This is a genomic window from Bifidobacterium kimbladii, assembly GCF_032193675.1.
Lineage (GTDB): Bacteria > Actinomycetota > Actinomycetes > Actinomycetales > Bifidobacteriaceae > Bombiscardovia > Bombiscardovia kimbladii.
This window is the reverse complement of the sequence record NZ_JASTZZ010000005.1, coordinates 64,813-90,845: the sequence shown is the minus strand read 5'-3', so window position 1 is coordinate 90,845 and position 26,033 is coordinate 64,813. Positions and strand designations below refer to the sequence as shown.

20 protein-coding genes and 2 tRNA genes are annotated in these 26,033 nt (G+C 61.5%); 7 read left to right on the top strand and 15 right to left on the bottom strand.

The window, feature by feature from the left end:
- The first annotated feature begins 176 nt into the window (after positions 1-176).
- Together QRX41_RS07250 and QRX41_RS07245 are read left to right on the top strand one after the other, a co-directional pair.
- Positions 177-596, top strand: a complete 420-nt coding sequence (locus QRX41_RS07250; RefSeq protein WP_313839644.1) for a TetR/AcrR family transcriptional regulator — start codon at positions 177-179, stop codon at positions 594-596.
- Positions 597-599: 3 nt separating this feature from the next.
- Complete coding sequence (locus QRX41_RS07245) at positions 600-956, top strand: PH domain-containing protein (RefSeq protein ID WP_313839643.1); 357 nt, start codon at positions 600-602, stop codon at positions 954-956.
- Between the two features lie 135 nt (positions 957-1,091).
- Here QRX41_RS07245 and guaA read toward each other — a convergent pair whose 3' ends face one another.
- Positions 1,092-2,654 carry a glutamine-hydrolyzing GMP synthase gene (guaA, locus tag QRX41_RS07240; RefSeq protein WP_313839642.1) on the bottom strand — a complete coding sequence of 521 codons (1,563 nt, stop codon included), beginning with the start codon at positions 2,652-2,654 and terminating at the stop codon, positions 1,092-1,094.
- A 337-nt stretch (positions 2,655-2,991) separates the two neighbouring features.
- Between guaA and QRX41_RS07235 the strand changes: the two genes are divergently transcribed.
- The 3 genes from QRX41_RS07235 (at position 2,992) to QRX41_RS07225 (ending at position 8,697) form a co-directional block, all read left to right on the top strand.
- Positions 2,992-5,466, top strand: coding sequence for a phosphoketolase (locus QRX41_RS07235; protein WP_313839641.1), 2,475 nt, complete (start codon positions 2,992-2,994; stop codon positions 5,464-5,466).
- Between the two features lie 126 nt (positions 5,467-5,592).
- Entirely contained in the window at positions 5,593-7,281 is a 1,689-nt protein-coding gene (gene pta / locus QRX41_RS07230) for a phosphate acetyltransferase (protein WP_313839640.1), read from the top strand.
- 189 nt (positions 7,282-7,470) lie between these two features.
- Complete coding sequence (locus tag QRX41_RS07225) at positions 7,471-8,697, top strand: acetate/propionate family kinase (RefSeq protein WP_045924544.1); 1,227 nt, start codon at positions 7,471-7,473, stop codon at positions 8,695-8,697.
- 157 nt (positions 8,698-8,854) lie between these two features.
- Here the strand turns inward: QRX41_RS07225 and hisN are convergent, their stop codons facing one another.
- A complete protein-coding gene (gene hisN, locus QRX41_RS07220; protein ID WP_313839639.1) occupies positions 8,855-9,655 on the bottom strand; it encodes a histidinol-phosphatase in 801 nt (266 codons plus the stop codon).
- 32 nt (positions 9,656-9,687) lie between these two features.
- Positions 9,688-11,046 carry a 3-phosphoshikimate 1-carboxyvinyltransferase gene (aroA, locus tag QRX41_RS07215; protein ID WP_313839638.1) on the bottom strand — a complete coding sequence of 453 codons (1,359 nt, stop codon included), beginning with the start codon at positions 11,044-11,046 and terminating at the stop codon, positions 9,688-9,690.
- A 115-nt stretch (positions 11,047-11,161) separates the two neighbouring features.
- Here aroA and QRX41_RS07210 point away from each other — a divergent pair.
- Positions 11,162-11,235: transfer RNA gene (locus tag QRX41_RS07210), tRNA-Pro, on the top strand.
- Here the strand turns inward: QRX41_RS07210 and QRX41_RS07205 are convergent.
- The 9 genes from QRX41_RS07205 to QRX41_RS07165 all read right to left on the bottom strand — a co-directional run bounded on the left by QRX41_RS07205 (position 11,227) and on the right by QRX41_RS07165 (position 20,273).
- Positions 11,227-12,513, bottom strand: coding sequence for an MFS transporter (locus QRX41_RS07205; protein WP_313839637.1), 1,287 nt, complete (start codon positions 12,511-12,513; stop codon positions 11,227-11,229). The two genes, QRX41_RS07210 and QRX41_RS07205, sit on opposite strands and share 9 nt — an antisense overlap.
- Positions 12,514-12,526: 13 nt before the next feature.
- Complete coding sequence (locus QRX41_RS07200; RefSeq protein WP_313839636.1) at positions 12,527-13,222, bottom strand: ABC transporter permease; 696 nt, start codon at positions 13,220-13,222, stop codon at positions 12,527-12,529.
- Position 13,223: 1 nt separating this feature from the next.
- Complete coding sequence (locus tag QRX41_RS07195; RefSeq protein WP_313839635.1) at positions 13,224-13,955, bottom strand: ABC transporter ATP-binding protein; 732 nt, start codon at positions 13,953-13,955, stop codon at positions 13,224-13,226.
- A 117-nt stretch (positions 13,956-14,072) separates the two neighbouring features.
- The gene (locus QRX41_RS07190) at positions 14,073-14,786 is read right to left on the bottom strand and encodes a TetR/AcrR family transcriptional regulator (protein WP_313839634.1); all 714 of its coding nucleotides are present in this window, start codon (positions 14,784-14,786) and stop codon (positions 14,073-14,075) included.
- A 128-nt stretch (positions 14,787-14,914) separates the two neighbouring features.
- Positions 14,915-15,598, bottom strand: coding sequence for an NUDIX hydrolase (locus QRX41_RS07185; protein ID WP_313839633.1), 684 nt, complete (start codon positions 15,596-15,598; stop codon positions 14,915-14,917).
- A gap of 35 nt (positions 15,599-15,633) precedes the next feature.
- On the bottom strand, positions 15,634-16,551 hold the full coding sequence (locus tag QRX41_RS07180) for a Nif3-like dinuclear metal center hexameric protein (RefSeq protein ID WP_313839632.1): 918 nt from the start codon (positions 16,549-16,551) through the stop codon (positions 15,634-15,636).
- A 49-nt stretch (positions 16,552-16,600) separates the two neighbouring features.
- Positions 16,601-19,495, bottom strand: coding sequence for a DNA polymerase I (gene polA / locus QRX41_RS07175; RefSeq protein ID WP_313839630.1), 2,895 nt, complete (start codon positions 19,493-19,495; stop codon positions 16,601-16,603).
- A gap of 7 nt (positions 19,496-19,502) precedes the next feature.
- Positions 19,503-20,135 (bottom strand): ANTAR domain-containing response regulator, encoded by a 633-nt coding sequence (locus QRX41_RS07170; protein WP_197071164.1) that lies wholly within the window; start codon positions 20,133-20,135, stop codon positions 19,503-19,505.
- Positions 20,136-20,199: 64 nt separating this feature from the next.
- Positions 20,200-20,273: transfer RNA gene (locus tag QRX41_RS07165), tRNA-Leu, on the bottom strand.
- A gap of 121 nt (positions 20,274-20,394) precedes the next feature.
- Between QRX41_RS07165 and QRX41_RS07160 the strand changes: the two genes are divergently transcribed.
- Positions 20,395-20,988, top strand: coding sequence for an NUDIX hydrolase (locus QRX41_RS07160; RefSeq protein ID WP_313839723.1), 594 nt, complete (start codon positions 20,395-20,397; stop codon positions 20,986-20,988).
- 201 nt (positions 20,989-21,189) lie between these two features.
- Here the strand turns inward: QRX41_RS07160 and pyk are convergent, their stop codons facing one another.
- From pyk to uvrB, 3 genes are all read right to left on the bottom strand, one after another.
- Positions 21,190-22,632: a pyruvate kinase gene (gene pyk, locus QRX41_RS07155; protein WP_313839629.1), complete on the bottom strand. Its 1,443-nt coding sequence runs from the start codon at positions 22,630-22,632 to the stop codon at positions 21,190-21,192.
- Positions 22,633-22,743: 111 nt separating this feature from the next.
- Positions 22,744-23,745, bottom strand: a complete 1,002-nt coding sequence (locus tag QRX41_RS07150; RefSeq protein WP_313839628.1) for a TerC family protein — start codon at positions 23,743-23,745, stop codon at positions 22,744-22,746.
- Between the two features lie 141 nt (positions 23,746-23,886).
- A complete protein-coding gene (gene uvrB, locus QRX41_RS07145) occupies positions 23,887-25,998 on the bottom strand; it encodes an excinuclease ABC subunit UvrB (RefSeq protein ID WP_045924557.1) in 2,112 nt (703 codons plus the stop codon).
- Between the last annotated feature and the right edge of the window lie 35 nt (positions 25,999-26,033).

Here is a 26,033-nt window from a genome sequence, read left to right as displayed (position 1 = left end):
TGCTCGGATAGGGGCCATCTTCATGGCTCTTGATTCTCGTGCTCATCACTGGAAGCTTGCCATCGAATTACTATTTCCATCGCCGACTGCTTCCAGAAAGAAGTAACGATAATCATGAGCAAGAAGACCGTCCATTATTCTTGACCATTCAGTCAAATAATGCTATCTTGGCGTGCATGGGTCGCAAGAGAAGTTTCGATGATGATGAGGTACTTGCCCGTGCCCGCGAGGTTTTCCTGGAGCATGGCTATGAGGGTACGTCGATTGATGCTCTCGTCAAGGCCACGGGTCTGCTCCGGGGCAGTCTCTACGGTGCCTTCGGCAGCAAGCGCGGCATGTTCGTGGCTGCGCTACGTGATGCAACAGATTCGGAGTCGCGCGATTCAGGAGTGCTCAATCTGGTATTGGTGGCACTCATGGAGCTGTCAGATCATGATCTAGAGGTTCGCAGGCTGGTCAGGGATTACCTGGTAAAGCTGTACAGCTCAGGATCTGACGATACCAAGGCTGTGACCGTTGATGTCGCCACGCTCCTTGGTGAGAGGCTGCTGCAGCGTGCACATATTCGGTTGCAGTCTGATGATGAAAGAAGATAAGTCATGAACAACAAGGTGGCAATTGTCGGACAAACGCTGGAGATTGAACCGCAAAGCTTGGATAAGATGTGGTCGTTCAAGGGGAAACTGGTGGTGCCGCTCGAGCATGTTCTCGGTGCCAGCGAGGATCCGGGCATTCTTGATGATGCCAAGGGGCTGCGTTCGCCCGGCCTTCATGTTCCCGGTAAATGGGCCGGCACATACATTGAGCATGGGGAAAAGACATTCTGGAATGTCACCAGACCGGAAAGTCCCATCGTCATCCAACTCAAGGACGAGCACTATGACCGGCTGGTGCTCGGGGTGGAGCAACCCCGCGAGCTGGTCAACCAGATCAATGCGGCCATTACAAAGCAGTAAACAATAAATTGCCGGACCTGAGCTCTTTTATCGACTATCGACATTTAATGGCCCAAGAACAAAATAGGTGGGCCGACAAGTCATATGACCATATGGTCTTTGACGTATCCCCGTATGATTTGTCGGCCCAGATGCTCACTCCCACTCGATGGTTGCCGGAGGCTTCGAGGTGCAGTCCAGAACCACGCGGTTGATGCCCGGGCACTCGTTGGTAATCCGCGTGGAGATAGTAGACAGCACATCATAGGGCAGCCGTGTCCAGTCAGCGGTCATGGCGTCCTCGGAGGAGACCGGACGCAGCACGATTGGCGAGCCATAGGTGCGCTCGTCGCCCTGTACACCTACCGAATGCACATTGGCCAGCAGCACCACCGGGCACTGCCAGATCTGCCGATCCAGCCCAGCCTTGGACAGCTCTTCGCGGGCAATGGCGTCCGCCTCGCGCAGGGTCTCCAAGCGTTCACGGGTGATCTCGCCGATGATGCGGATGCCCAGACCAGGGCCCGGGAAGGGCTGACGCCAGACGATCTGGTCAGGCAGGCCCAGTTCGGTGCCGATGGCCCGGACCTCGTCCTTGAAGAGGGTGCGCAGGGGCTCGATCAGCTTGAACTTGACGTCCTTGGGCAGACCGCCCACATTGTGGTGGGACTTGATATTGGCCGCTCCGTCTCCGCCGCCCGATTCGACCACGTCAGGGTAGAGTGTGCCCTGCACCAGGAACTTGACTTCCTTACCGGTCTTGCCGGCCTCCTCGATCACCTGCCGCTGAGCCTTTTCAAAGGTGCGGATGAACTTCTCCCCGATGATCTTGCGCTTGCGCTCTGGTTCGGAAACGCCCTTGAGGGCGGTCAGAAAGTCCTGCGAGGCATCCACGGCAATCAGCTTGATGCCCGTGGCGGCTACGAAATCATGCTTGACCTGCTCGGCCTCCCCCTTGCGCAAGAGCCCATGATCCACAAAGACGCAGGTCAGCTGGTCGCCGACGGCCCTGTGGACCAGAGCGGCCGCCACGGCTGAATCGACGCCGCCCGACAGGCCGCAGATGACCTGGTCGTCACCCACCGTGCGACGGATCTTCTCCACCTGCTGCTCGATGATGCCCGAGGCGTTCCAGTCCGACGGCAGTCCGGCGCACTGGTGCAGGAAGCGGTCGATCAGGTCCTGCCCCAGAGGGGTGTTGGTCACCTCGGGATGCCACTGGACCCCGTACAGCCCCCGGGAAGGATCCTGCATGGCCGCCACCGGAGCACCCTCGGTATGCGCCAGAACCTCAAATCCCTCAGGCGCACGGTTGACGGCGACGCCATGGCTCATCCACACATCCTGCCGGGCGGGTGAATCCTGCAGAATTCCCTTGGCGCTGTCGATGAAGGCCTCGGTCTTGCCATACTCCCCAAGGGCCGCCTTGTCCACCTCGCCGCCCAGCTCATGGGCCATGACCTGGAAACCGTAGCAGATGCCCAGCACGGGCACCCCTGCCTCGAAAATCCTCTTATCTATGGAAGGTGCCCCGTCCACGTAGACGGAGGCCGGGCCGCCGGAGAGGATGACCGCCTTGGGATCCTTGGCCAGCATCTGGTCCAGGCTCATTGAATGAGGCACCAGCTCGGAGTAGACCCCCGCCTCCCTGACTCGACGAGCGATAAGCTGGGCGTACTGCGCACCGAAATCGACCACCAGGACGGGACCCTGTGCCATAAGACTCCTTATATATAGGTATGCTGTATCTGCCATGGATGCCCGAGAGCGACGATTCAACGCCCGCGGACAAGTCCAGTATGGTTGCAGTTTTCGACAATGCTACCGTCATTGAGCCCCGGTCGGCACCCCCGGCGGAAATTCAAGTCTGCAAGCAGACAATTCCCTCGCATTTTCTCACAAGAGCGAACACACACTGCAAGAAAACGTTCAGAAAAGTCTGCTCGTTCACGTACCATGTAGGCATTGGGTACGAACCCGACGGATGCCTGAAATGACACCGTACGAGCCCGTAACCGAAGTAAATAAACAATCGCACTATAGTGCAGGAGTACACATGACGAATCCTGTTATCGGCACCCCTTGGGCGAAGCTGGAGACCCCAATCGCCGAGGAGACCCTCGAGGCCGTCGACAAGTATTGGCGGGCGGCCAACTATCTTTCCATCGGACAGATTTATCTTCGCAGCAACCCCCTGATGAAGGAGCCCTTCACTCGGGAGGATGTCAAGCATCGTCTGGTCGGCCACTGGGGCACCACCCCCGGCCTGAACTTCCTGCTGGGCCATATCAACCGTCTGATCGCCGACCATCAGCAGAACACCGTAATCATCATGGGACCCGGCCACGGCGGCCCCGCCGGCACCTCGCAGTCCTACCTGGACGGCACCTACAGCGAGTACTATCCCAAGATCACCAACGATGAAGCTGGCCTGCAGAAGTTCTTCCGCCAGTTCTCCTACCCGGGCGGCATCCCCTCCCACTTCGCGCCTGAGACCCCCGGGTCCATCCACGAGGGCGGCGAGCTGGGCTATGCCCTCTCCCACGCCTACGGCGCCATCATGAACAACCCCAGCCTCTTTGTGCCCTGCATCGTGGGCGACGGCGAGGCCGAGACCGGCCCTCTGGCCACCGGCTGGCAGTCCAACAAGCTGGTCAACCCCCGCACCGACGGCATCGTCCTGCCCATCCTGCATCTGAACGGCTACAAGATCGCCAACCCGACCATCCTCTCGCGCATCTCCGACGAGGAGCTGCATGAGTACTTCCATGGCATGGGTTATGAGCCCTTCGAGTTCGTTGCAGGGTTCGACGACGAGGACCATCTGTCCATCCACCGTCGCTTCGCCGACATGCTGGAGACCGTCTTCGACAAGATCTGCGACATCAAGGCCCGGGCCGAAACCGACGACATGACCCGTCCCTTCTACCCCATGATCATCTTCCGCACCCCCAAGGGCTGGACCTGCCCCAAGTTCATCGACGGCAAGAAGACCGAGGGATCCTGGCGCGCCCACCAGGTGCCGCTGACCTCCGCCCGCGACACCGAGGCCCACTTCCAGATCCTCAAGAACTGGCTGGCCTCCTACAAACCCGAGGAGCTCTTCGACGAGAAGGGCACCCTGCGTCCCGAGGTCACCAGCTTCATGCCCAAGGGCGACCTGCGCATCGGCGAGAACCCCAACGCCAACGGTGGCCGGCTGCTCAAGCCGCTGGAGCTGCCTGACATCCACGACTACGAGATCGACATCAAGAAGCACGGCCACGGCTGGGGCGCCACCGAGGCCACCCGCATCCTGGGCTACTACACCCGCGACGTACTGGCCAAGAACCCCACCGACTTCCGCATCTTCGGGCCCGATGAGACGGCTTCCAACCGTCTGGCCGCTGCCTACGAAGTGACCAACAAGCAGTGGGATGCCGACTACCTGTCGGAGCTGACCGACGAGCATATGGCCCACACCGGCCAGGTCATCGAGCAGCTCTCCGAGCACCAGATGGAAGGCTTCCTGGAGGGATACCTGCTGACCGGGCGCCACGGCATCTGGAGCTCCTACGAGTCCTTCGTGCACGTCATCGACTCCATGATCAACCAGCACGCCAAGTGGCTGGAGGCCACCGTCCGCGAAATCCCGTGGCGCAAGCCCATCGCCGGCCTGAACCTCCTGGTCACCTCGCACGTCTGGCGTCAGGACCACAACGGGTTCTCCCACCAGGATCCCGGCTTCGTCGACATCCTGCTGAACAAGAACTTCAACAACGATCACGTGGTCAACATCTACTTCCCCGCCGATGCCAACATGCTGCTGAACGTGGGCGAGCGTTGCTACAAGTCGACCAACTGCATCAACGCCATCTTCGCCGGCAAGCAGCCCGCCGCCACCTACCAGAGCGTGGACGAGGCCGCCGCCGAGCTGGAGAAGGGGGCCGCCCGTTGGGATTGGGCCTCCAACGCCAAGGATGCTGAGGATGCTGATGTCGTCATCGCCACCGCGGGCGACATCCCCACCCAGGAGGCCCTGGCCGCCGACGACATGCTGCAGAAGCTGGGCCTCAAGGTTCAGTTCGTCAACGTGGTCGACCTGCTGAAGATCCAGGACACCGAGGAGAACGACCAGGCCCTGTCCGACGAGGAGTTCACTGAGCTCTTCAGCAAGGACAAGCCGGTCCTGTTCGCCTTCCATGCCTACCCCGGCTCCATCTACCGCCTGATCCACGGACGTCCCAACCACGACAACTTCTCCGTGCACGGCTACGAGGAGCAGGGCTCCACCACCACGCCATTCGACATGGTGCGCGTCAACAACATGGATCGTTGGTGCCTGGCCGCCTCCGCCCTGAAGCTGGTGGATGCCGGCAAGTACGCCGACCAGATCGACAAGTGGACCAAGTTCCGCGACGAGGCCTTCCAGTTCGCCGTGGACAAGGGCTACGACCACCCTGATTACACCGATTGGGTCTGGCCCGATGCCAACCGCGCCGGCCAGGAGACCATCTCCGCCACCGCCGCGACCGCCGGAGACAACGAGTGATACGCTGATCCGACCCTGAAACCGCCCGTCATGCGCAGCCCGCATGGCGGGCGGTTTCTGTATACTGGACAAGGTTGTGAACAAAGCAGTCATCAAGGCAACCACATCCGGACAGGAGAAGACACAGTGAGTCTTGCAAGCATCACCATCATCAGCCCAGAAGCCGCCAACGGCCGCAATGTCGTGGCCTACGGCCTGACCAAGGCCCTGAGCGCCAAAGCCAAAACGGCCGTATTCAGGCCAATCGCCTGCAGGAAGCACCCATTGACCCCGGAACTAGTTGCAGCCAGTTCATTCCCCGACACGGATCCGGAGATCTGCCGTGGCAAGTGCCCTGGGCACGCCACTGAGGACACCATGCAGACCCGGGCCGATGTCCTCAACGCCTATGACGGTCTGGTGGAGGCAACCCATCCAGAGCGCGTCCTGATCGTGGGCAGCGATGCCTCAAAGCTCTTCGACCCCGGCCTGTTTGCTCTCAATGCACAGATCGCCGCCGACCTGAGGTCCCCGGTCATGCTGGCCGTCTGCACTATCGGCAGGGAACCCGGCCAGGTCATGAAGACCGTAGCTGCCTGCCGCCGGACCATCGAGGCCCAGGGAGCCGTGCTTGCCGGAATCTTCATCACCGGATGCCAGTCTGAGCAGAAGGCACCTCTTGCTCAGGCCTTCCAAGAGTATGATCTGCCGACCTGGACCGTCTCCAAGATGGACTTCGACACGGATCCGTCCGCCGATCAGGCCCGCCAGGCCACCAGCCAGACATTCCAGCAGGAGGTGGATGTCGACCAGGTGCTGAAGGCCGCCGACGCCGCCAGCCCCAAGGCCACCACGCCTGTAGCATTCCAGAACGATCTGCTGGCCAAGGCCAAGGCCAACAGGAAGACCATAGTCCTGCCCGAAGGCGGCGAGGACCGCATCATCAAGGCGGCCGACTACCTGCTGGCCCGCAACATCGTTGACCTGATCATCGTGGGCGACAAGGATTCCATTCTGGCCCGCGGCAAGGAGCTTGGCCTCAACAACCTGGACAAGGCCTCCTTCCAGCCCATGGACGACGAGCAGGTGCTGGCACCCATGGTCGATCGCCTCTGCCAGCTGCGCGCCAAGAAGGGCATGACCCCGGAGCAAGCGCGCAAGCAGCTGGCCGATCCCTCCTACTTCGGCACCATGCTGGTGGTGCTTGGCAAGGCCGACGGCCTGGTGTCCGGCTCAATCAACTCAACCGCCAACACGGTCCGCCCAGCCCTGCAGGTAATCAAGACCAAGCCGGGTGCCTCGCTGGTATCCGGAGCATTCCTCATGTGCTTCCCCGACCATGTGGCGGTCTTCGCCGACTGCGCCATCAATCTCAACCCGTCATCCGAACAGCTGGCTGACATAGCCATTCAGTCGGCCCAGACGGCCCGCTCCTTCGGCGTGGACCCGCGAGTGGGCATGCTCTCCTACTCCACCCTGGGATCAGGCAAGGGCCCGGATGTGGACCTGGTTGAAGAGGCCACCCGCCTGGCCAAGGAGAAGGCGCCGGACCTGCCCATCGTGGGCCCCATCCAGTTCGACGCGGCCTGGTCCCCCACTGTGGCGGCCACCAAGGCCAAGGGCGATCCGGTCGCCGGAACGGTCAACGTCTTCGTCTTCCCCAGCCTGAGCGCCGGCAACATCGGCTACAAGGCCGTACAGCGCACCTCGGGCGCCCTGGCCATCGGACCGGTGCTGCAAGGCCTCAATAAACCAGTCAACGACCTCTCCCGTGGCGCTCTGGTGGCCGACATCATCAACACCGTGGCCTTGACCGCCGTCGAGGCACAGGACTGACGACCGTCTTATAACGTCTATGCAAACCTCTGGGGCTGCTGCTGGATCTTATCTTCAAGAAGGTTCCGGCAGCAGCCCCAAAACCATGTCGGCCTGGCTATATACCGCGCCTTGTAAGGGCCGACGAGTAATCTTGAAGACTGATTGAGGAGCGCAGGCTCTATACAAGCACATCAGGAGGATGCCCCAATGGCGAAAACCGTCCTAGTCATCAATTCGGGTTCAAGCTCGATCAAGTACCAGCTGGTCGATCTGGAGACCAGCCAGAGCCTGGCCTCGGGTCTGGTCGAGAAGATCGGCGAGCCCACCGACGGCCACTACAAGCACGAGGTCAACGGCGAAAAGCACGAGCTTGAGGAGCCCATCCACGACCATGAGGTCGGGCTCAAGCGTGTCCTGGGCTTCTTCAAGGAGTATGGACCTGATCTGGACAAGGCCGGCATCATCGCCGTCGGCCACCGAGTCGTCCAGGGTGGAGCCATCTTCCCCAAGCCCGCTCTCCTGACCAAGAAGACCCTGAGCCAGGTCAAGGATCTGGCCGTGCTGGCCCCCCTGCATAACGGACCCGAGGCTGAGGGCGCCGAGGTCATGAGCCGGCTGATGCCGCAGACCCCCCAGGTCTTCGTCTTCGACTCCTCCTTCTTCTTCGAACTGCCCAAGAAGGCATCCACCTACGCCCTCAACAAGGACATCGCCAAGCAGTACCACATCCGTCGCTACGGCGCACACGGCACCAGCCACCAGTATGTTGGCCAGCTGGTTCCCGGCCTGCTGGGCAAGCCTGCAGAGGGTCTGCGGCAGATCGTCCTGCACATCGGCAACGGGGCTTCCGCTTCGGCGCAGGTCTCCGGGCATCCCGTCGAGACCTCCATGGGCCTGACCCCTCTGGAGGGCCTGGTCATGGGCGGGCGCACCGGCGACATCGACCCTGCCGTTGTCTTCCACCTGATCCGCAACGCCCACATGAGCGTTGACGAGCTGGACACCCTCTTCAACAAGCGCTCCGGCATGACCGGCCTGACCGGCCACGGCGACATGCGCGAGGTCCACAAGCTGATCGCCGAGGGCGACGAGGATGCCAAGCTGGCCCTGGACATCTACGTTCACCGCATTGTCGGCTACATCGGCAACTACACGGCCCAGATGGGCGGCCTGGATGCCATTACCTTCACGGCCGGCGTGGGCGAGAACGATGAAATAGTGCGCCGTCGGGTCATCGAGCAGCTGGCGCCCTTCGGAGTGAAGCTGGACCAGGAGAAGAACGACCAGCGGTCCAAGGAGGCCCGGATCATCTCCGCTCCTGACAGCACGGTCGCCGTCTGCGTCATCCCCACCAACGAGGAGCTCTCCATCGCCCGCCAGGCCGAGGTCGTCGCCAGCCAGGGCGATGCCTACGGCAACAAGTTCCAGGCCTGACCGTTAACCGGACCTGTCCCCTCAATCTGATTGATGATTGAATGAGGGATGATTGAGTTCAAGGTTTGGTTCTAGGAACCTGGTCCTAAGAGCAGAAAGAGGCCGGCGACCACAGCAATGCATGTGGCCACCGACCTTTTTCTATATGTCGTTTAGGTCAGTCCCCCAAAGCCGCCAATGCCTCCTTGTGCAGAAGACCGTTGCTGGCTAGACCATTGCCACCCCATGGACCCGGGTTGCCTGCCAGGTCGGTAAAGCTGCCGCCTGCCTCGGTCACGATGGGGACCAGGGCACCCATGTCGTAGAGGTCCAGCTCCGGCTCGGCCGCCAGATCGATGGCACCCTGGGCCAGGAGCATGTACTGCCAGAAGTCGCCGAATCCACGCAGACGCCAGATCCGGTCAGTCAGGTCGAGAAGCCGCTCCCGGCGGCCTATGGCCTTCCACCCTGTCAGCGATGACAAGGACATGGAAGCATCCTCCATCCGGTCCACTCTTGATACGTGGATGGCCTTGGGGGCTTCGCCCTGGCGAGCCATGTAGGCTCCCTGACCCCGCGCAGCATACCAACGGGTGCCCAGCATGGGGGCCGATACCGCGCCGACCACCATCTGATGGTCTGCCTCCAAGCCGATCAGGGTCGCCCAGACGGGGACCCCGCGCACATAGTTCTTGGTCCCGTCAATCGGATCGATGATCCACCGCCTGCCGTTGGACTCCTGCTTTCCCAGCTCCTCGGCATAGATGGTATCGTCCGGCCTAGCCTGGGCCAGCACGCGACGAATCACCGCCTCCGCCTCCCTGTCAGCCTGGGTGACCGGGGTATTGTCCGACTTGCGTTCCACGTGAAGATCCGGCGACTTAAAGTAGCCCATGGTGACCTGATCCGCCTGGTCAGCCATGGCGATGGCCAGGTCCAGATCCTCCTGCCAGTTCTGCCCTTCAGCCTCGATGCTCATAACACGGCTCCTTTCGCTCGATTCGCCGCGGCTCAGCCTTGGTCCTCGCCTGCCAGCATCCGCTTCCACATCCCCGGGAAGTCGGGCATGGTCTTGGCCGTGGTGCCGATGTTGCGCACCCTGATGCCAGGTATCCTGAGCCCGATCATGGCGGCAAAAGTGGCCATGCGATGGTCGGCATAAGTCTCCATGACGGCCCCGTGCAGACGATGAACAGGCACGGGCTCGATGGCCAGGCCATCATCCAGTTCGCGGGCCTGACCGCCTATTCTGGTGATTTCGGTGGCCAATGCCTTCAGCCGATTGGTCTCATGACCGCGCAGGTGGCCGATGCCGTGCAGGCGGCTGGGCCCGTCGGCAAAGACCAGGATTGCTGCAATCGAAGGCACGATCTCCCCCGCCGGGGAAAGGTCGAAGTCGCCGAGCCCATGAATGGCTTCCCCGCCGGTGACCCTGCAGGTGGGACTGCCCTGCCCGTCGGGAACCATGTCTACCTGCGCACCTATGGTCTCCAGATACCCGGGCAGCAAGCCGCCTGGCTGGGTGGTATGGTCTGGCCAATTGGGCACGCTGACCTGCCCGCCTCCGATCAGGGCCGCTCCCAGGAAGGGGGCCGCATTCGACAGGTCGGGCTCCACCTGGACCTGATCAGGCAGCCCTGTCCCTGCAGTCCCTCTGCCCTCAACGCTCCACCTGCAGCGGTCGGGATTGGCCTGGACCCGGACTCCGGCCTGACGCAGGTCCTCAACGGTCATCGCGATGTGCGGAAGACTGGGCAGATGCTGACCAGAGTGGACGATGGTCGTCGGGCCATCAGCCCTGGCAGCCAGCAGCAGGAGGCCGGAAATGAACTGCGAGGAAGCCGAGGAGTCTATGGTCACCTCCCTGCCCACCAGGCGATCCGGCGGTGTGAGCACAAAGGGCAGGAAGCCCTCCTGGCCCAGGTACTCGATCCTGGCTCCCAGCTGGGTCAGTCCCTCCAGCAGAGGCCTCATGGGACGGCGATAGGCCTGCTCGTCTCCGTCGAATCGTGTGGGGCCATCAGCCAGCATGGCCAGGCCCGGCACAAAGCGCATGACGGTTCCGGCCAGTCCGCAGTCCACGCGAGCGCCACCGCGGAATCGCCCGCCTGCCGGTGGAATGACAGTCACATTCGTAGCCTTGTTCGGGTCAACCCGACAGTCCACGCCAAGGGCCGCCAGGGCCCCGATCATCAGGTCCGTATCGCGCGACCTGAGCAGACCAGTCAGCCTGACGGGGCGGCTTCCCAGGGCCGCCAGAATCAGATACCTGTTCGAGAGGGACTTGCTTCCCGGTATGGTCACCGTTGCTTCCAAGGGGCCATCGGCCTGCGGCGCCGCCCATGTCTCTTCCACTGTCATGGTCACCATGGTAACCGCAGGCGCAGAGCTGTTCTTGCTCCCTGCTCACTCCCACAGGACCGGCCGGGACCCGACCCTGTGCTATATTGATACATTGTGCCCATACGGTGATGCCTATGGGTGCCGGGCTATAGCGCAGCTTGGTAGCGCGCCTGCTTTGGGTGCAGGATGTCGCCGGTTCAAATCCGGCTAGCCCGACTTTTGCCTTCGTCCCATGTCGGGAGTCGGATCCTTGGCATTCATGCCCAGCAATCCCACAGAAAAAATCGTCAGAGCAAGAAGGCCCGTCAGGCCTGCATACATGGACATGGTGATGGGGATGCCGACCAGATTACCCAGCGTCAGAAAGACCATCTGCCCCAGAGGCGCTCCGATCATCATGACAGTCTGGACCACTCCCATAGTTGCGGCCAAGTGGTCCTCGGCCACCGTGCTGATGAGCATGGTCATGAACCTAGGGTTGATCTTGCCCAGAAGATAATTCATGGCCAGGAGAGGAAAGAACAGTAGGGCAGGAATACGCAGCCAGACCAGATTGACCCCTACCATGGCGGCTGCGGCCATGACTCCGGTCAGCAAATGGGCCATGGGCAGCCGCCTGAGCAGATCTGCGGCAAGGAGTGCGCCAAGGATAAGTCCCAGCGAGGAGATGCCGTTGATTACGGCTATGGTTGTGCCGTAGCTTCCCCACCAGACCTCGGGCATGGAAATCAGCCCCAGATTGAGCAGGGGCTGCAGGGCCGTCCCCAGAAGGTTGACCATGCATCCGAAACCCACCATCAGAACCAGAAAGGCGGAGTGGCGGAACTCCCCCAAGGTCACATGAAGGCTGGATGCTAGTCCCACATGCTTGCCCACAGGTGAGCCATTGACTGAGACCTCCGCCCTGGTGAATTTCTGATAGCCAACAGCCACGAGAATCCCCGCCAGAAGGAAGGTGAGGGCGTTGATCAGCGCAAATACAGCGAATCTGTTGCCCAGGATAGCGATCAACACCGCACCTCCGCCTGCACTGATGACAGCCGCGACATTGGATGCAGCGGAGGTGATTGAGGTCGCCTGATGGAGCTGGCTAGGCAGGACCAGATGTTTGAGGACCGGCATCCACAGACTGCCTGCATATCCCTCCAGCATGGAGGATGCCATGTCCATGGCAACCAGCAGCACAAAGACGGGCAGGCTCTTGGACCTGCCGATCATTATGGCAATAACCAGATAGATACACACTTGAATCAGCTTGATCACCACTTGCATCCGTGTTTTGTGCACGGTCCTGTCGGCCAGGTAACCGGTCAGGATGGCCGTCAGGGCTGGAGCCATCCAGGCCATTGAGGCTATGGAGACAGCCAGTCCGGCAAAGGGCATGGTCTGGGCATAGACAATGAAGACGATGTTGAAGAGCTCGCCTCCGACCGTATTCAACAGACTGGCCAGAACCATGGTCACAAAAGGCTTGTTCTTCAGAAGCTCCTGCATGGTCAGCCGTCGATCAGGGCAGTTCGATCTTCATGAGGGTCCGATGAAGCAGACACCATGCCGGCAGGGAGGCCAGAAAGATGATCAGAAGCAGCAGAGCAGACAGTAGCGGGGATTGGGAGAGCAAGTTGCCCACTACAGCGTCCAGCAGGAGCAGGACCGCGAACATGATGGGCAGCGAGCGCTTCCAGAAGCCTATAGAGAGGGCGATGCCAACCAACCCCACCAGTCCGGCAAGGCTGGTAACCAGCATGAGGAGAACCTGTTCAAGCAGACAGCTTGGCGAGCCCGTTCCAAGCGAACCCACAAGACGGTCGATCAGCAAGATGACAGTCAGGGTGATGGCCGACCCAGCCAAGTAGGAGAGCGCAGTGAAGAGGCCGACGAAGATCAACTTGGCCAGCAGGATTCGGCTTCGCGATATGGGCAATGAGAGGGTGAGCGCCAGGTTCCTCCCCGTATAGGGCTCAATGAAGACCAGGTTGCAGAGGGCAGCAGCCACCAGGGAAAAGCCCACCAGAAGGATGACCATGGCCATTTGCAGCACGAAGGTCAGGCTTGACAACCGAGGATCTGACCGTCCGCTAGTGTGGCCAATGGCCAGGAACATGCCTCCGATGGCCAAGGCTGCGGCCACTACTGCCAGCCCTCCGAAGATGCAGGGCCAAAGCCTTGTCTTTTTCAGTTCCAATTTCAACAGCGTCTTCATATCAACCCTCCATAGCCTTGACCAGGGTTCGCTCGGCGGCCTCCTGGCCCTGATTGATCAGTTCCGGCACACTGGCCCGCAGGCTGACTCTGCCGTCCGCCACGACCATCACGTGGTCGGCCGTGCGCAACACTTCGGAGAGGCTGTGGCTGGAAAAGAGGATTGCACTCCCCTGGGCTGCCAGGTTGCGCAGACTGTTTCGCAGCTGTCCGATGGCCACAGGGTCCAGTCCGTTGAGCGGCTCGTCCAATAGGTAAAGGTCAGGATGATGGCCCATGCACCTGGCCAGGGCCAACCTCTGCCTCATGCCCATGGAATACCTGCCGACAGGCGTGGCTGAATCGGCGGCCAAACCGACCTTGTCCAAAAGTTGGCTGATCCCGGTAGGCTCGGCCTCCCTATGCTCCCGGTCTGCCAATGCCAGGTAGGTCAGGTCAATCTCAAGATTCTCCCTCGCGCTGAGGGACTCATAAAAGACCGGCTCGTTGATGAACACTCCCATCCTGGCCAGATTGCCCGGGTAGTCTTCGCTCAGAGGCCTCCCCAGAAAACAGACTCTGCCGCCGACAGGCCTCTGCATTCCGGTCAGGATCTTCAACAGCGTGGACTTGCCAGCCCCGTTGGCACCTAGCAAGCCCAGAATCTCGCCCTGCCCCAGGGTCAAATCCAGTCCAGACAGCACCTCCCTGCCTTCAAACACTTGGACAATTCCGTCCGCCTTCAGTACCTGCATAAAACTCCTTTCAAAAATACCGTTGGTATGTTTGGTGGAAACAAAAACCATTACTCGTTGAGTGCCCGAATCTTGCTAGTAGACAGAGCCCTCTTGGCCTTAAGATATCTATCGGCTCTAAGAGACCCCTTGATCCTGATTCTTGTCAGATTCCTCTTGCGTGGACTCCCCGCTGGTGGCAGTCAAAGGATTGCTCTTCAGATGTGCGTGCAAATGCACGGCCGCACGAATAACCCGATCATCGACGACAGGCGCCCCTATTCCCTTGAGCATATCCGCCAACAGGGAGAACTTGGAGACCACCTGGTCCCGGGTCATGGTCGAGAATCGAATCCCTATCCACATGTTGAGCAGGATGTAGAGCACCTGGGCCAGATCCTCAGGATTGCAGGGGGCGATGGAGCCGTCTTCCACACCTTCACGGACATAAGGAGTGATCACATCCACAATCCTGTCCATGGATTTCAAGTACATCTGGCCTACCATGCGGGGGCTCTTCAACAGGGTTCTGGCGGAAAAGGTGACATCGAGACGCGAGTATGCCGACAGGGAGGCGATCAGCTCATTGCGCAGCTTGTCCAGCCCGTTTTCGCCAGGCCAGTCCCCCAGCCAGTCTCCCTGGGAGGAGGACGAGGCCATACGCTCGGTAACCGCGTGGAAAATAGCCGTCTTGGAGGGGAAATGGTAGTAGACCGCCCCCTTGGTCATGCCGCCCAGGCCGTCGACGATGTCCTGGATGCTGGTTCCGTCGTAGCCCTTTTCCAGGAAGAGCCGCTGGGCTACATCGAGGATCTGATTGCGATGTCCTTCGGGATCCTTCGGCGTGCCCATGCAGTGCTCCTCTTCCTGTCAGCGCAACAATGCCTGATCATTCTGACCTAACCATCTTTTCTGACAAGAACCTATCATACCACCGGTATGTTTTACTGGCCCAATCACAGGCGTTGATGCCTGAGACCTTAATCCTTCTGCAGGCGACGGATGGCCTCATGCTGAATGGCCACCACTGCCTTGGCATCGGCGACTCCCGCTGCACAAAGCTCCTGCCAGGAGACCCAGGCCGACTGGATATGCTCGCCCGGGTCGAAGTCGGTGGATCCCTGATGCCAGCGACGCAGATGAAGGACCATGATGTGGCCGAGCTCGTCGCTCATCCCCAGAGAGGAGTAGACATCGGGAGCAGCATCGATCCAACCGTCCTCCGGATCCAGGTGGCTTTCTGAGGCCGATGCATCCTCAGGCCCGGGCACCAGACCGGTCTCCTCACGCAGCTCGCGCAGGACAGCCTTGACAGGGCTCTCCCCCGGGTCGATGAAACCGGCTGGCAGGCCGAAGACGTAAGCCTGGGCGCCCACCCGGTATTCGCGGGTCAGCAGATAGGCATCGGCAGCGCAGTCGTGCACCAGCATGACCACGCAGGGGTCGTGACGGATGAGCTGCCGGTCGATGGTTTCCTTGGAACCGTCACGCCTGAACATGGCCACCCGCTGCTGGTCGATAACGAATATCGGGCCGCGGAAGACCTCCCTGTCATCCATCAGCTCGGGAGCGCGGGTCATATCGATGCCCTTGGGCCCCTGGCCATCGCGGCCGTCCAGCTTGGCGGCCAATCGTGCCTGCAGATCCTGCGCTTCATCGCTCATGAAATCGCTCCTCCTCAACCATCAATCCTCAGCCGTCAACGCACCACCATGGTCCAGGGATCGGTGACGATGGACGAAACCTCCACCTGCGGGCGAACACCGGTGGCCGTCTCCATAGCCCAGGCGATGTCTCCCTTGGCGTAGCGGAACCAGAGGCTCTCAATTGCCGAGTGCGGGGTGTTGATCAGCATGGGTCTGGGCTGATTGGGCCGACCGGCCATCCTGGCCTCATAGAGGGCCTGCTGGTAGGCATCCGTGGCAGGGTGATGGCGCAGATCGCTGGTGATGTAGACATCGGCCCCCGTGGATCGAACCAGGTCGAATTCGGAGTCCCCCGAGCCGGGCAGCAGGGCGACCGTAGAGACCATGGCATCGGACGGACCGACCGCCTGAACACCCAGAGCCGTCCTGGGCAGGAGATCCGCCACCGTATGAACCAAATCATCAAATGGCATGGGCTCCGGAAGCCGACCCCAACGACCCAGGCCTACCTGGATCCCCTGATCGGCGTGCAGGTCGCGCTTAGAAACCGGCTGAGGGGCCAGCGGTCGCGCCTCCTGCAGGCCCAGGGCATCGGCAGCCGCCTGGGCCACGCCGCGGTAGGCGGCATCGGCGTTGGTATGCCCCACCCAGAGCCCGCAATGGCCCTCGATCAGCCTGGTTATCATATCCCCGCGGAAGCCCAGGCCGGAAACCTGGTGCACCGACCTGAAGAAGAGCGGATGGTGGGTGATCAGCAGGTCGGCATTGTGATCCAGGGCCTCCTGAACCACATCGGGCCGAGGGTCCACAGCGCACCAGATCCTTCTGACCGGCCAGGACGGATCCCCCGCCACCAGACCTGGATGATCCCAGTCCTCCGCGTAGTCCAGAGGGTATAGCCCCTCCAGCAGATCCACCACCTGGCCCAGGGGCACCGAAGGCCTCTGGGCCTCATCCTGTTCATCAGGCATGACGATCCCTCCTCGGATCCTGCTGAGCCCAGGCCACCCCCGTGTCAGGTCAGTGAGCAGCCAGCTCCCAGTCCTGGCCGATGCCGGTGGAAACGTCCAGGGGCACAGCCAATTCAACGGCATGTTCCATGGAATCCTTGACCAGCTTGGTGGCCTTGTCGGTCTCTCCGGGAGCGATCTCCACCAGCAGTTCATCGTGGATCTGCAGGGAGATGCGGCTCTTCAGACCCTGGTCGGACAAGGCACGGCTGGCCTTGATCATGGCGATCTTCATAATGTCGGCAGCCGATCCCTGGATGGGCGCGTTCAGGGCGGCCCTCTCGGCGGCCTCGCGGGTGGGACGGCGCTTGGATCGCAACCCAGGGAAGTAGCGCCGCCGCCCGAACATGGTCTCGGTGTAGCCCTTCTCCCGGGCGTCGGCCACCAGGGACTCCAGGTACTCATGGACCTTGCCGAAGGTGGCGAAGTACTTGGCGCGCAGCACATCGGCCGCAGCCGGGCTGATCTTGAGCTGCTGGGCCAGGCCGTAGGTGCTCAGTCCATAGGCCAGGCCGTAGCTCATGGCCTTCACGTGGGAACGCTGGTCCCCGGTGACTTCCTCCATGGGGATGTCATAGACCAGGCTGGCCACGTAGCGGTGGAAGTCGGCGCCCGACTTGAAGGCGTCGATCAGGGCCTGGTCCCCGGAAAGATGGGCCATGATCCGCAGCTCCACCTGGGAGTAGTCCGAGGAGAGCAGCGCCTCGTAGCCGCTGCCAGGCACGAAGGCCGAGCGGATCTCGCGGCCTCGGGCATCCCGGTTGGGGATGTTCTGCAGGTTGGGGTCGACCGAGCTCAGCCGTCCGGTGGCCGCCACAGTCTGCTCGTAGGTGGTGTGCAGCCGCCCATCCCGCGGGTTGACCGCCTCGCGCAGGGTCTGCACGATCTGCTTGAGCTTATTGGTCTCCCTGTGCTTGAGCAGGGCGCCCAGGAAGTCGTTGGCCCGCTCGTTGTTGACCGACTTGATGTACAGGTCCTGCAGGACTGAGACGTTGGTCGAGTAGGAGCCTGTCTTGGTCCTGTGGGTGGGCACCAGGCCCATGTCGTCGAAGAGCACCTTGCTCAGCTGCTTGGGGCTCTGCAGGTTGACACGGCTGCCGGCCCTATCCCAGGCGATTTCCTGGGCCTGGCGGGCCTCGGCGGCGAACCGGTCGTGCATCTCCTTCAGGCGGGCATCATCCACCTTGGCGCCCTCGGTCTCCATCTGCGCCAGGACTGCGGAGGTGGGCAGCTCTATGGTGCGCAGCAGGCCGTACTGGCGGCGCTCGTCCATCAGCTCCTGCAGCCGCTCGGAGACCATCATGACGTACTGGGCCTGACGCAGAATCCGGGTCCCCCGCCTGCGTTCGTCCTCATCCTCTCGCCCGTCCAGGGCCAAGGCCCCCTGGGTAGCCTCGGGCTCCTCCTCTACGGGGATGGCCAGGAAATGGGCGACGGCCTGTTCCAGGTTGTCGGCATGAAAATCAGGCTCAGCCAGATAGCCTGCCAGCTTGGTGTCGAACAGGGGCAGGGGCATGTGCAGCCCCTGGCTCTCCAGGAGGTGCAGGTGCTCCTTGTAGCCATGAACCACGCAGGTGCCGATCCGCTGGTCGATCAGCTCCTGGATGGCCTCACGCATGTCTTGGTCAATATCTTCTGCCATGAGGACCAGGCCGTGTCCGTCCATGGAGAGGATGGCCAGCTCCTCCAGGCCATAGTCGCCATGCTTGGCCCAGCCGATGGCGTGGAGAACCCAGTGCTCCTTCATGGCCTCGCTGCAGCGCATGGCATTCTGGTCGGAGTCGCCGATGTCCTTGATTTTGTCCAGGGAATCGGCCATGGCCTTGACATGGTCGGCCGAGCGCCGGCAAAGAGCCTTGTCCGGCAGATGCTTCTGGCACCAGTCCCGCAGCTGGTCGGCGGACTCCGCCTTATCGCGCTCGGGCTGGATGAACTCCTCCTGCTTGTTGCTGACATCGACCAGGGCGGATGCCGGCGAATAGTCGTAATCGGCGACCGTGTTGAATCCGCGCAGGATCTTCTTGCGGGTCTGCGGGCCGAACTGCAGCTGCTCGAAGATGGGCAGCACCTGATCCGTATGGATGGTGCCGAAACGCAGATCCTCCACCTTCACGCCCAGGTCCAGATCCCGCACCAGGGCATTGACCTTCCGGTTGAGCCGCACCTGGTCGGCGTTCTCCGCCAGGGCCTGGCCCTTCTTGCCGCCGATCTCGTCGGCGTGCTCCAGAATGGAATCCAGCGATCCATACTTGTTGATCCACTTGGCGGCATAGCCGTCGCCCACGCCCGGCACTCCGGGGATGTTGTCGGCCCCCTCGCCGCGCATGGCGGCCAGGTCCGGATACTGCTGCGGGGTCACCTTGTAGCGGTCCATGATGGCCTGGGGGGTCATGTGCTTGAGGTTCTTGAAGTGGTGGCCGGGGTAGAGCACAGTGACGTCGTCATCCACCAGCTGGAAGGCATCCCGGTCCCCTGACAGGACCAGGGTCTTGAACCCGGCCTGCTCCCCCATGGTGGCCAGCGTGCCGATGATGTCGTCGCCCTCGTAGCCGGGCTTTTCGATATAGGTGATGCCCAGGCCCTTGAGCAGGTCCTGGATCAGGGGCAGCTGGCTGAGCAACTCCTTGGGGGCGGCTTCACGGGTGCCCTTGTACTGGGGCAGCATGGCATTGCGGAAGGTGCCGCCCTTGACGTCAAAGGCCACGCCCATATGGGTGGGCTTCTCCTTGGCCATGACATCCGCCAGCATGGTGGCAAATCCCCACACCGCGTTGGTGGGCTGCCCGGTCGAGGTGGTGAAACTCTCGACGGGAAGGGCATAGAAGGCCCGGAAGGCCAGCGAATGTCCGTCGACGACCAGCAGGGTGCGGCCGTCCTTGTCCTGCTTCTTCGTCTGGTCTTCCATGGGAGGGCTAACGGTCGTTCTGGTTGGCCACGTTGTTGATGACCACGTCGGCCACCTCCTGCATGGTCAGCCTGCGGTCCATGGAGGTCTTCTGGATCCAGCGGAAGGCCTCGGACTCGGTCATGCCCATGCTCTCCATGAGCAGACCCTTGGCCCTGTCCACCCGCTTGCGGGCCTCGAAACGGGCCTTCATGTCGGTGACCTCGTCCTTCAGGGCGTTGATCTGGTCAAAGCGCGAGATAGCCACCTCAAGGGCCGGCAGCAGCTTTTCAGGAGCGAAAGGCTTGACCACGTAGGCCATGGCTCCTGCATCAGCCGCCTTCTCAACCAGGCTTTGCTGGGAGAACGCCGTCAGCATAACCACCGGGGCCAGGTTCTCCTTGCCGATCTCAGTGGCGGCGGTAATGCCGTCAGTGCCGGGCATCTTCACATCCATGACCACCACGTCGGGCCTCAGCTCGCGAGTCAGATCAATGGCCTCCTGGCCGCTGGCCGCCTGGCCGACCACGTCATAGCCGGCATCCTCGAGAGCTTCGACGGTATCGAGCCTGATCAAAGCCTCGTCCTCCGCCACAACCACGGTCCGCCCTTCGGGGGAATCGCTGCGGTTCTTACTCTCTGAAGCCACTTTCAACCTCATTTCCTGAAAGTCCAGCCGATCTTCACCTAAAACCGATGAGGGACGGATGGGGTTCGCTTTATCGTGCCCCCGGTGAGACTCGAACTCACACTGCACGGATTTTGAGGCCGTTTCCTCTACCAATTGGGATACGGGGGCTTTTCGTTACCACAGAGAATCTACCATACTTTGGCGACGACGCAAGGTTATTCGTGTTGAATCTGCCTTAGAATGAAGACAGTTATGTATACAGGCACATCAGCAGTCGAAGGAGAGCATGATGACCACTCAGATCTATCGACGGTTCGATCCTTGGCGCACCTCCCCCGTCCAGGAGAAGGCCCGCAAGCAGATTATGGACAGCCACTACTTCAGCGTCGACAGGGTCACCTTTGAATCCAGCGACAATCAGACCTTCGATCGCAGCATCGTCAGCGAGAAGCATGGAGACACCATCGCCGTCCTGGCCATCACCGACGACGGAAGGATACCGCTGGTCGAGCAGTACCGTCTGCCCACCCACCGCTGGACCCTTGAGCTGCCGGCCGGGCATCCGCTCAACGACAAGGAAGCCCCCATCGATGTGGCCACCAGGCGGTTGCGCGAGGAGGCCGGGTACAAGGCTGCCTCCTTTAACCAGTTCGCGAGGTTCATCAACACTCCCAGCTTCTCCACCCAGCACACCACGCTCTTCTACGCGGAGGGCCTGACCCCGGTCCAGCCGGCCAGCCTGGCACCAGAGACCCCGCACCAGAACGTGCGGCTCTTCACCGTGGATGAGGCCTACGACATGGTGATTGCAGGGACCGTACTGGACGCCAAAACCACCATCGCCATCCTGCGGGCCAAAATCGGACTTTCCGACCTGCACTGACGCACAGATCTGGAGCAACTGCATGTTTTCACAGGTTGACATATCTGGTTGAGACTGGCACCTTCAGACAGTGAACCGGTGGCCTCTCCCCCTGCATTTACCAACGGGGAAAGACCACCGGTTCACTGCTTCATCAGCATCTTGGGAATCTCAGGATCCGCCTGACTGACTCAATCGACAGTCAGGCGGCAAATCCGAGAATCACTCGTTGGAGCCCACGGTGTGGACGTAGATGCAGTCGGTGTTGCCCGGCTCATGCTCGCCCTGGGCGCAGCTGAGCACCACCAGGCAGTCGCCGTCGGAGACCTTGCCCTGCTTCTTCAAGGTGGAGTCCACGAAGTTCATCAGGTCTGCGCGATTGAAGTCGTGGTAGTCCTGCCCGCAGAGGAACGCCTCGGTGCCCCAGCTCAAGGCCAGCCAATGATAGGTGTGCTCATTGGTGGTCAGTGCATAGATGGGGGCAGCCGGACGCTCGCGGGAGATCCGGTGCACGGTGTTGCCCGTCTGGGTGAAGGCCACGATGGCCTTGGCGTTGATCTTGTCGGCCAGATCCACGGCGGCGGAGGAGACGGCGCCAGAGTTGGACATATCCAGGTTGTGCATGGCCGGGATACGGTCGAAGCCGTGCGTGGTGGCGTAGTCGGAGATCCGGGCCATGGTGGAGACCGTGGTGTCGGGGTATTCGCCCACGGCGGTCTCATTGGAGGTCATGGTGGCATCGGCGCCGTCAAGAACGGCGTTGGCGCAGTCGGAGGCCTCAGCGCGGCTGGGGATGGGCGAATGCACCATGGAGCCCAGGACCTCGGTGGCGACGATGACCGGCTTGGCGTACTGACGGGCCAGCTCGATGCAGCGCTTGGTCACCAGTGGGACCTGCTCGAAAGGCATCTCCACAGCCATATCGCCGCGGGCCACCATGATGCCGTCGAAGGCCTTGACGATCTCCTCCAGGTTCTCAACAGCCTGGGGCTTCTCGATCTTGGCCACGATGGGGATGCGGCGACCCTCCTCGTCCATGATCTCGTGGGCGCGGTCGATGTCGGTGGCGAAGCGGACGAAGGACATGGCGATGATGTCGGCGCCGGTGCGGATGCCCCAGCGCAGATCCTCCTCGTCCTTTGGGGTCAGCGCCGGCAGGCTCACGGCCACACCAGGCAGGTTGATGCCCTTGTGGGAGGAGACAGGACCGGCCACGACCACCTTGGTGTGGACCTGGCTGCCCTCGACCTTGGTGACCTCCAGGCGGACCTTGCCGTCGTCGATCAGGATGGGATCGCCGGGGTGGCAGTCCCCGGGCAGACCCTTGAAGGTGGTGGAGGTCATGTGCTCGTCACCCTCGACATCGTCGGTGGTGATGATGAACTCCTGGCCCTCCTTGAGGACGACCTTGTCTTCGCCCTGCTCGTTCTTCTTGAACCAGCCACAGCGAATCTTGGGACCTTGCAGATCGACCAGGGCCGCCACATTTCGTCCAGTCTCCTTGCTGGCCTGACGGACGTTGTTGTAAACCTTGAGGTGATCTTCAGGGGTGCCGTGCGACCGGTTGAGCCTGGCCACATCCATGCCGGCATTGACCAGCTTGGTAATGTTCTCCAGCGACTCCGAAGCCGGCCCGATGGTGTCGACGATCTTGGCTTTGCGCATATGCTACCTGCCTGTTCTTTTTCCTGTTTACCGTTCTATTGTACAGACTCGGCCTGATGGAAACCACTATTTCCCGTTAGCGCTAACAACCCTTGTGATTCAAAGGATTGTTTATTGGTTTTTCCCCTGCGAGGCGGTTGCAAGGGACTGACGACGGCTCTTGAGCACCGAAGCCAGAGCGGCGATGCCTACGGCCAGGACGATGACCAGCAGGGATGCCCAGGTCGGTATATCCGGCACGGCTGTCAGGGGCCGTCCGCCGTTGATGAAGGGCAACGTGTTGCCGTGCAGAGCCTCCAGGATCAGCTTGACGCCGATGAAGGCCAGGACCACAGCCAGCCCCAGGGGCAGATACTCCAGCTTGTCCAGCAGGGATCCCAGCAGAAAGTAGAGCTGCTGAAGGCCCAGCAGGGCGAAGACATTGGAGGTGAAGACGATGAAGGGATCCTTGGTCAGTCCGAAGATGGCCGGAATGGAGTCAAAGGCGAACATGACATCGGTGGTGCCGATGGCCAGGAAGACCACCAGCATGGGCGTGAAGTAGCGCTTGCCCTCGAAGGTGGTCCGCAGACGCTCACCGTCGTAATGGCTGGTGATGGGGATGACCCGTCGCAGGGCCCTGATCAGCCCGTTCTCGTGGTACTCCTCCTGCTTGCCCCGGCTGGAGACCATGTTCCAGGCGGTATAGAGCAGGAAGAAGCCGAAGATGAAGAAGACCCAGGTGAAACGGGTGATCAGCGCCGTCCCGGCCAGGATGAAGACGCCGCGCAGCAGCAAGGCGATGGTGATGCCGACGCTGAGCACATAGCGCTGAAGCTGCAGGGGCACGGCGAAATTGCTCATGATGATGACGAAGACGAAGAGGTTGTCGATGCTGAGCGAGTACTCGGTCAGCCAGCCCGAATAGAACTCGATGGCCGGCTTGGATCCGGCCACCTTCCAGATCAAAGCACCAAAAATCAGAGCCATGACCACGAAGAAGCCGATGTGCCTGACGCACTCGCCGGTCGAAGGCACGTGCGGCCGGCGTCCGATCACCAGAAGATCGACCACGAAGAAGACGGCCAGCACAACCAGGCTCACAACCATGAACGGCAGAGGTGTCTCGGACATATCACCAGACTCTAGCGGCAAGATATGACGTGCTCGTCTTCCCCGTCAGCCCGTAGGACATCCTCACAGGCAGCGGTCTGCAGGTCGGGCCTGTGATGCTCTTGCCTCCACATCACAGGCCGAACTTGCTTTTTGGCCTACTTACTTTTTGGCCTCGGTCATCTGCCGCAGCTCCTTCTTCAGATCCTTGATTTCGTCGCGCAGACGAGCCGCAAGCTCGAACTGCAACTGTTGCGCAGCCGTGTGCATCTGGTCGCTCAGCTGACGGATCAGGTCGGCAAGGTCCTGCGCCGGCAGACCGGCCTGAAGTATCTCCTGATGCCGCTTGTCGGCCTCCTCCTTGTCGTAGAGGGGCACGCCCAGGTGGGAATTGCCGGCCTTGTTGGCGTTGCGGTAGCCGCCCGCCAGCAGGGTCTGGGTGTCCACATCCTCCTTGGCCAGCATGTCGTTGACGTCGCTGATCTTCTTGATCAGCGGCTTGGGATCCACGCCGTGCTCCTTGTTGTAGGCGATCTGCTTGGCCCGGCGACGGTTGGTCTCGCTGATGGCCTTGTCCATGGAGTCGGTGACCTCGTCCGCGTACATGATGACCTTGCCGGACACGTTCCTGGCCGCACGGCCGATGGTCTGGATCAGGGAACGGTAGGAGCGCAGGAAGCCCTCCTTGTCCGCATCCAGGATGGCCACCAGGGAGACCTCGGGCAGATCCAGCCCCTCACGCAGGAGGTTGATGCCCACAATGACGTCGATCTTGCCCTCGCGCAGCTCCCGCAGGAGCTCCACCCTCCGCAGGGTGTCCACGTCCGAGTGCAGGTACTCCACCTTGATGTCGCGCTCGAGCAGGTAGTCGGTCAGATCCTCGGCCATCTTCTTGGTCAGCGTGGTCACCAGAACCCGCTCGTGACGTTCCACCCGGGCCTTGATCTCGTCCAGGAGGTCGTCCACCTGGCCCTTGACAGGCCTGACCTCCACCTCGGGATCCAGAAGGCCTGTGGGTCGGATGACCTGCTCCACCACACCGTCGGACAGGCCCATCTCGTAGTCGCCAGGCGTAGCCGACAGGTAGACGGTCTGGCCCACCTTGTCCAGAAACTCGGGCCACTTCAGGGGACGGTTGTCCATGGCCGAGGGCAGACGGAAGCCGTGCTCGACCAGGGTCCGCTTGCGGCTGGCATCCCCCTCGTACATGGCTCCGATCTGGGGAACCGTCACATGGGACTCGTCGATGACCAACAGGAAGTCGTCGGGGAAGAAGTCCAGCAGGGTATGGGGCGGGGAACCGGGTTCGCGCCCGTCGAAGTGGCGGGAATAGTTCTCCACTCCGGAGCAGGTGCCGATCTGGGTGAGCATCTCCAGGTCGTAGGTGGTGCGCATGGTCAGCCTCTGGGCCTCCAGCTCCTTGCCCTGCTTGCGCAGCTGGCCCACACGCCAGTCCAGCTCCTCCTTGATGGTCTTCAGGGCGCGCTCCATCCGCTCGGGACCGGCCACATAGTGGGAGGCGGGGAAGATGTGCACGGAGGTCTCATGGGCGATCTCGTCCCCGGTCAGCGGGTGCAGTGTGGAGATGCGGTCGATCTCGTCGCCGAAGAATTCGATGCGGACGGCCAGCTCCTCATAGACGGGGATGATCTCGACCGTGTCGCCGCGCACGCGGAAGGTGCCTCGGGTGAAGGCGATGTCGTTGCGCTTGTACTGCATGTCCACGAACTTGCGCAGCAGGTCGTCCCGGTTGATCCGGTCACCCTCGTGCAGGAAGAGCATGCGTCCGGCGTACTCCTCGGGCGTGCCCAAGCCGTAGATGCAGGAGACGGTGGCCACCACCACACAGTCGCGCCTGGTCAGCAGGTTGGCCGTGGCGGCGTGCCGGAGCCGCTCCACGTCGTCGTTGATGTTCGAGTCCTTCTCGATATAGGTATCCGTTTGAGGGATGTAGGCCTCGGGCTGGTAGTAGTCGTAGTAGGAGACGAAGTAGGAGACCGCGTTGTCGGGCATGAGCTCGCGGAACTCGGCGCAGAGCTGGGCGGCCAGGGTCTTGTTGGGCTCCAGAATCAGAGTGGGCCGCTGCAGGCGCTCGATCAGCCAGGCCGTGGTCGCGGTCTTGCCGGTGCCGGTGGCGCCCATGAGCACCACGTCGTTCTCGCCGTTCTCGATCCGCGTGGCCAGCTCCTCGATGGCCTCTGGCTGGTCGCCGGAGGGCTTGTAGGGAGACTTGACCACGAAGGGCTTGTCGGTCCGCTCAATGTTGAACCCCATGAAACTCCCTTCCAGGATGCGTCATTCGCCAAGGC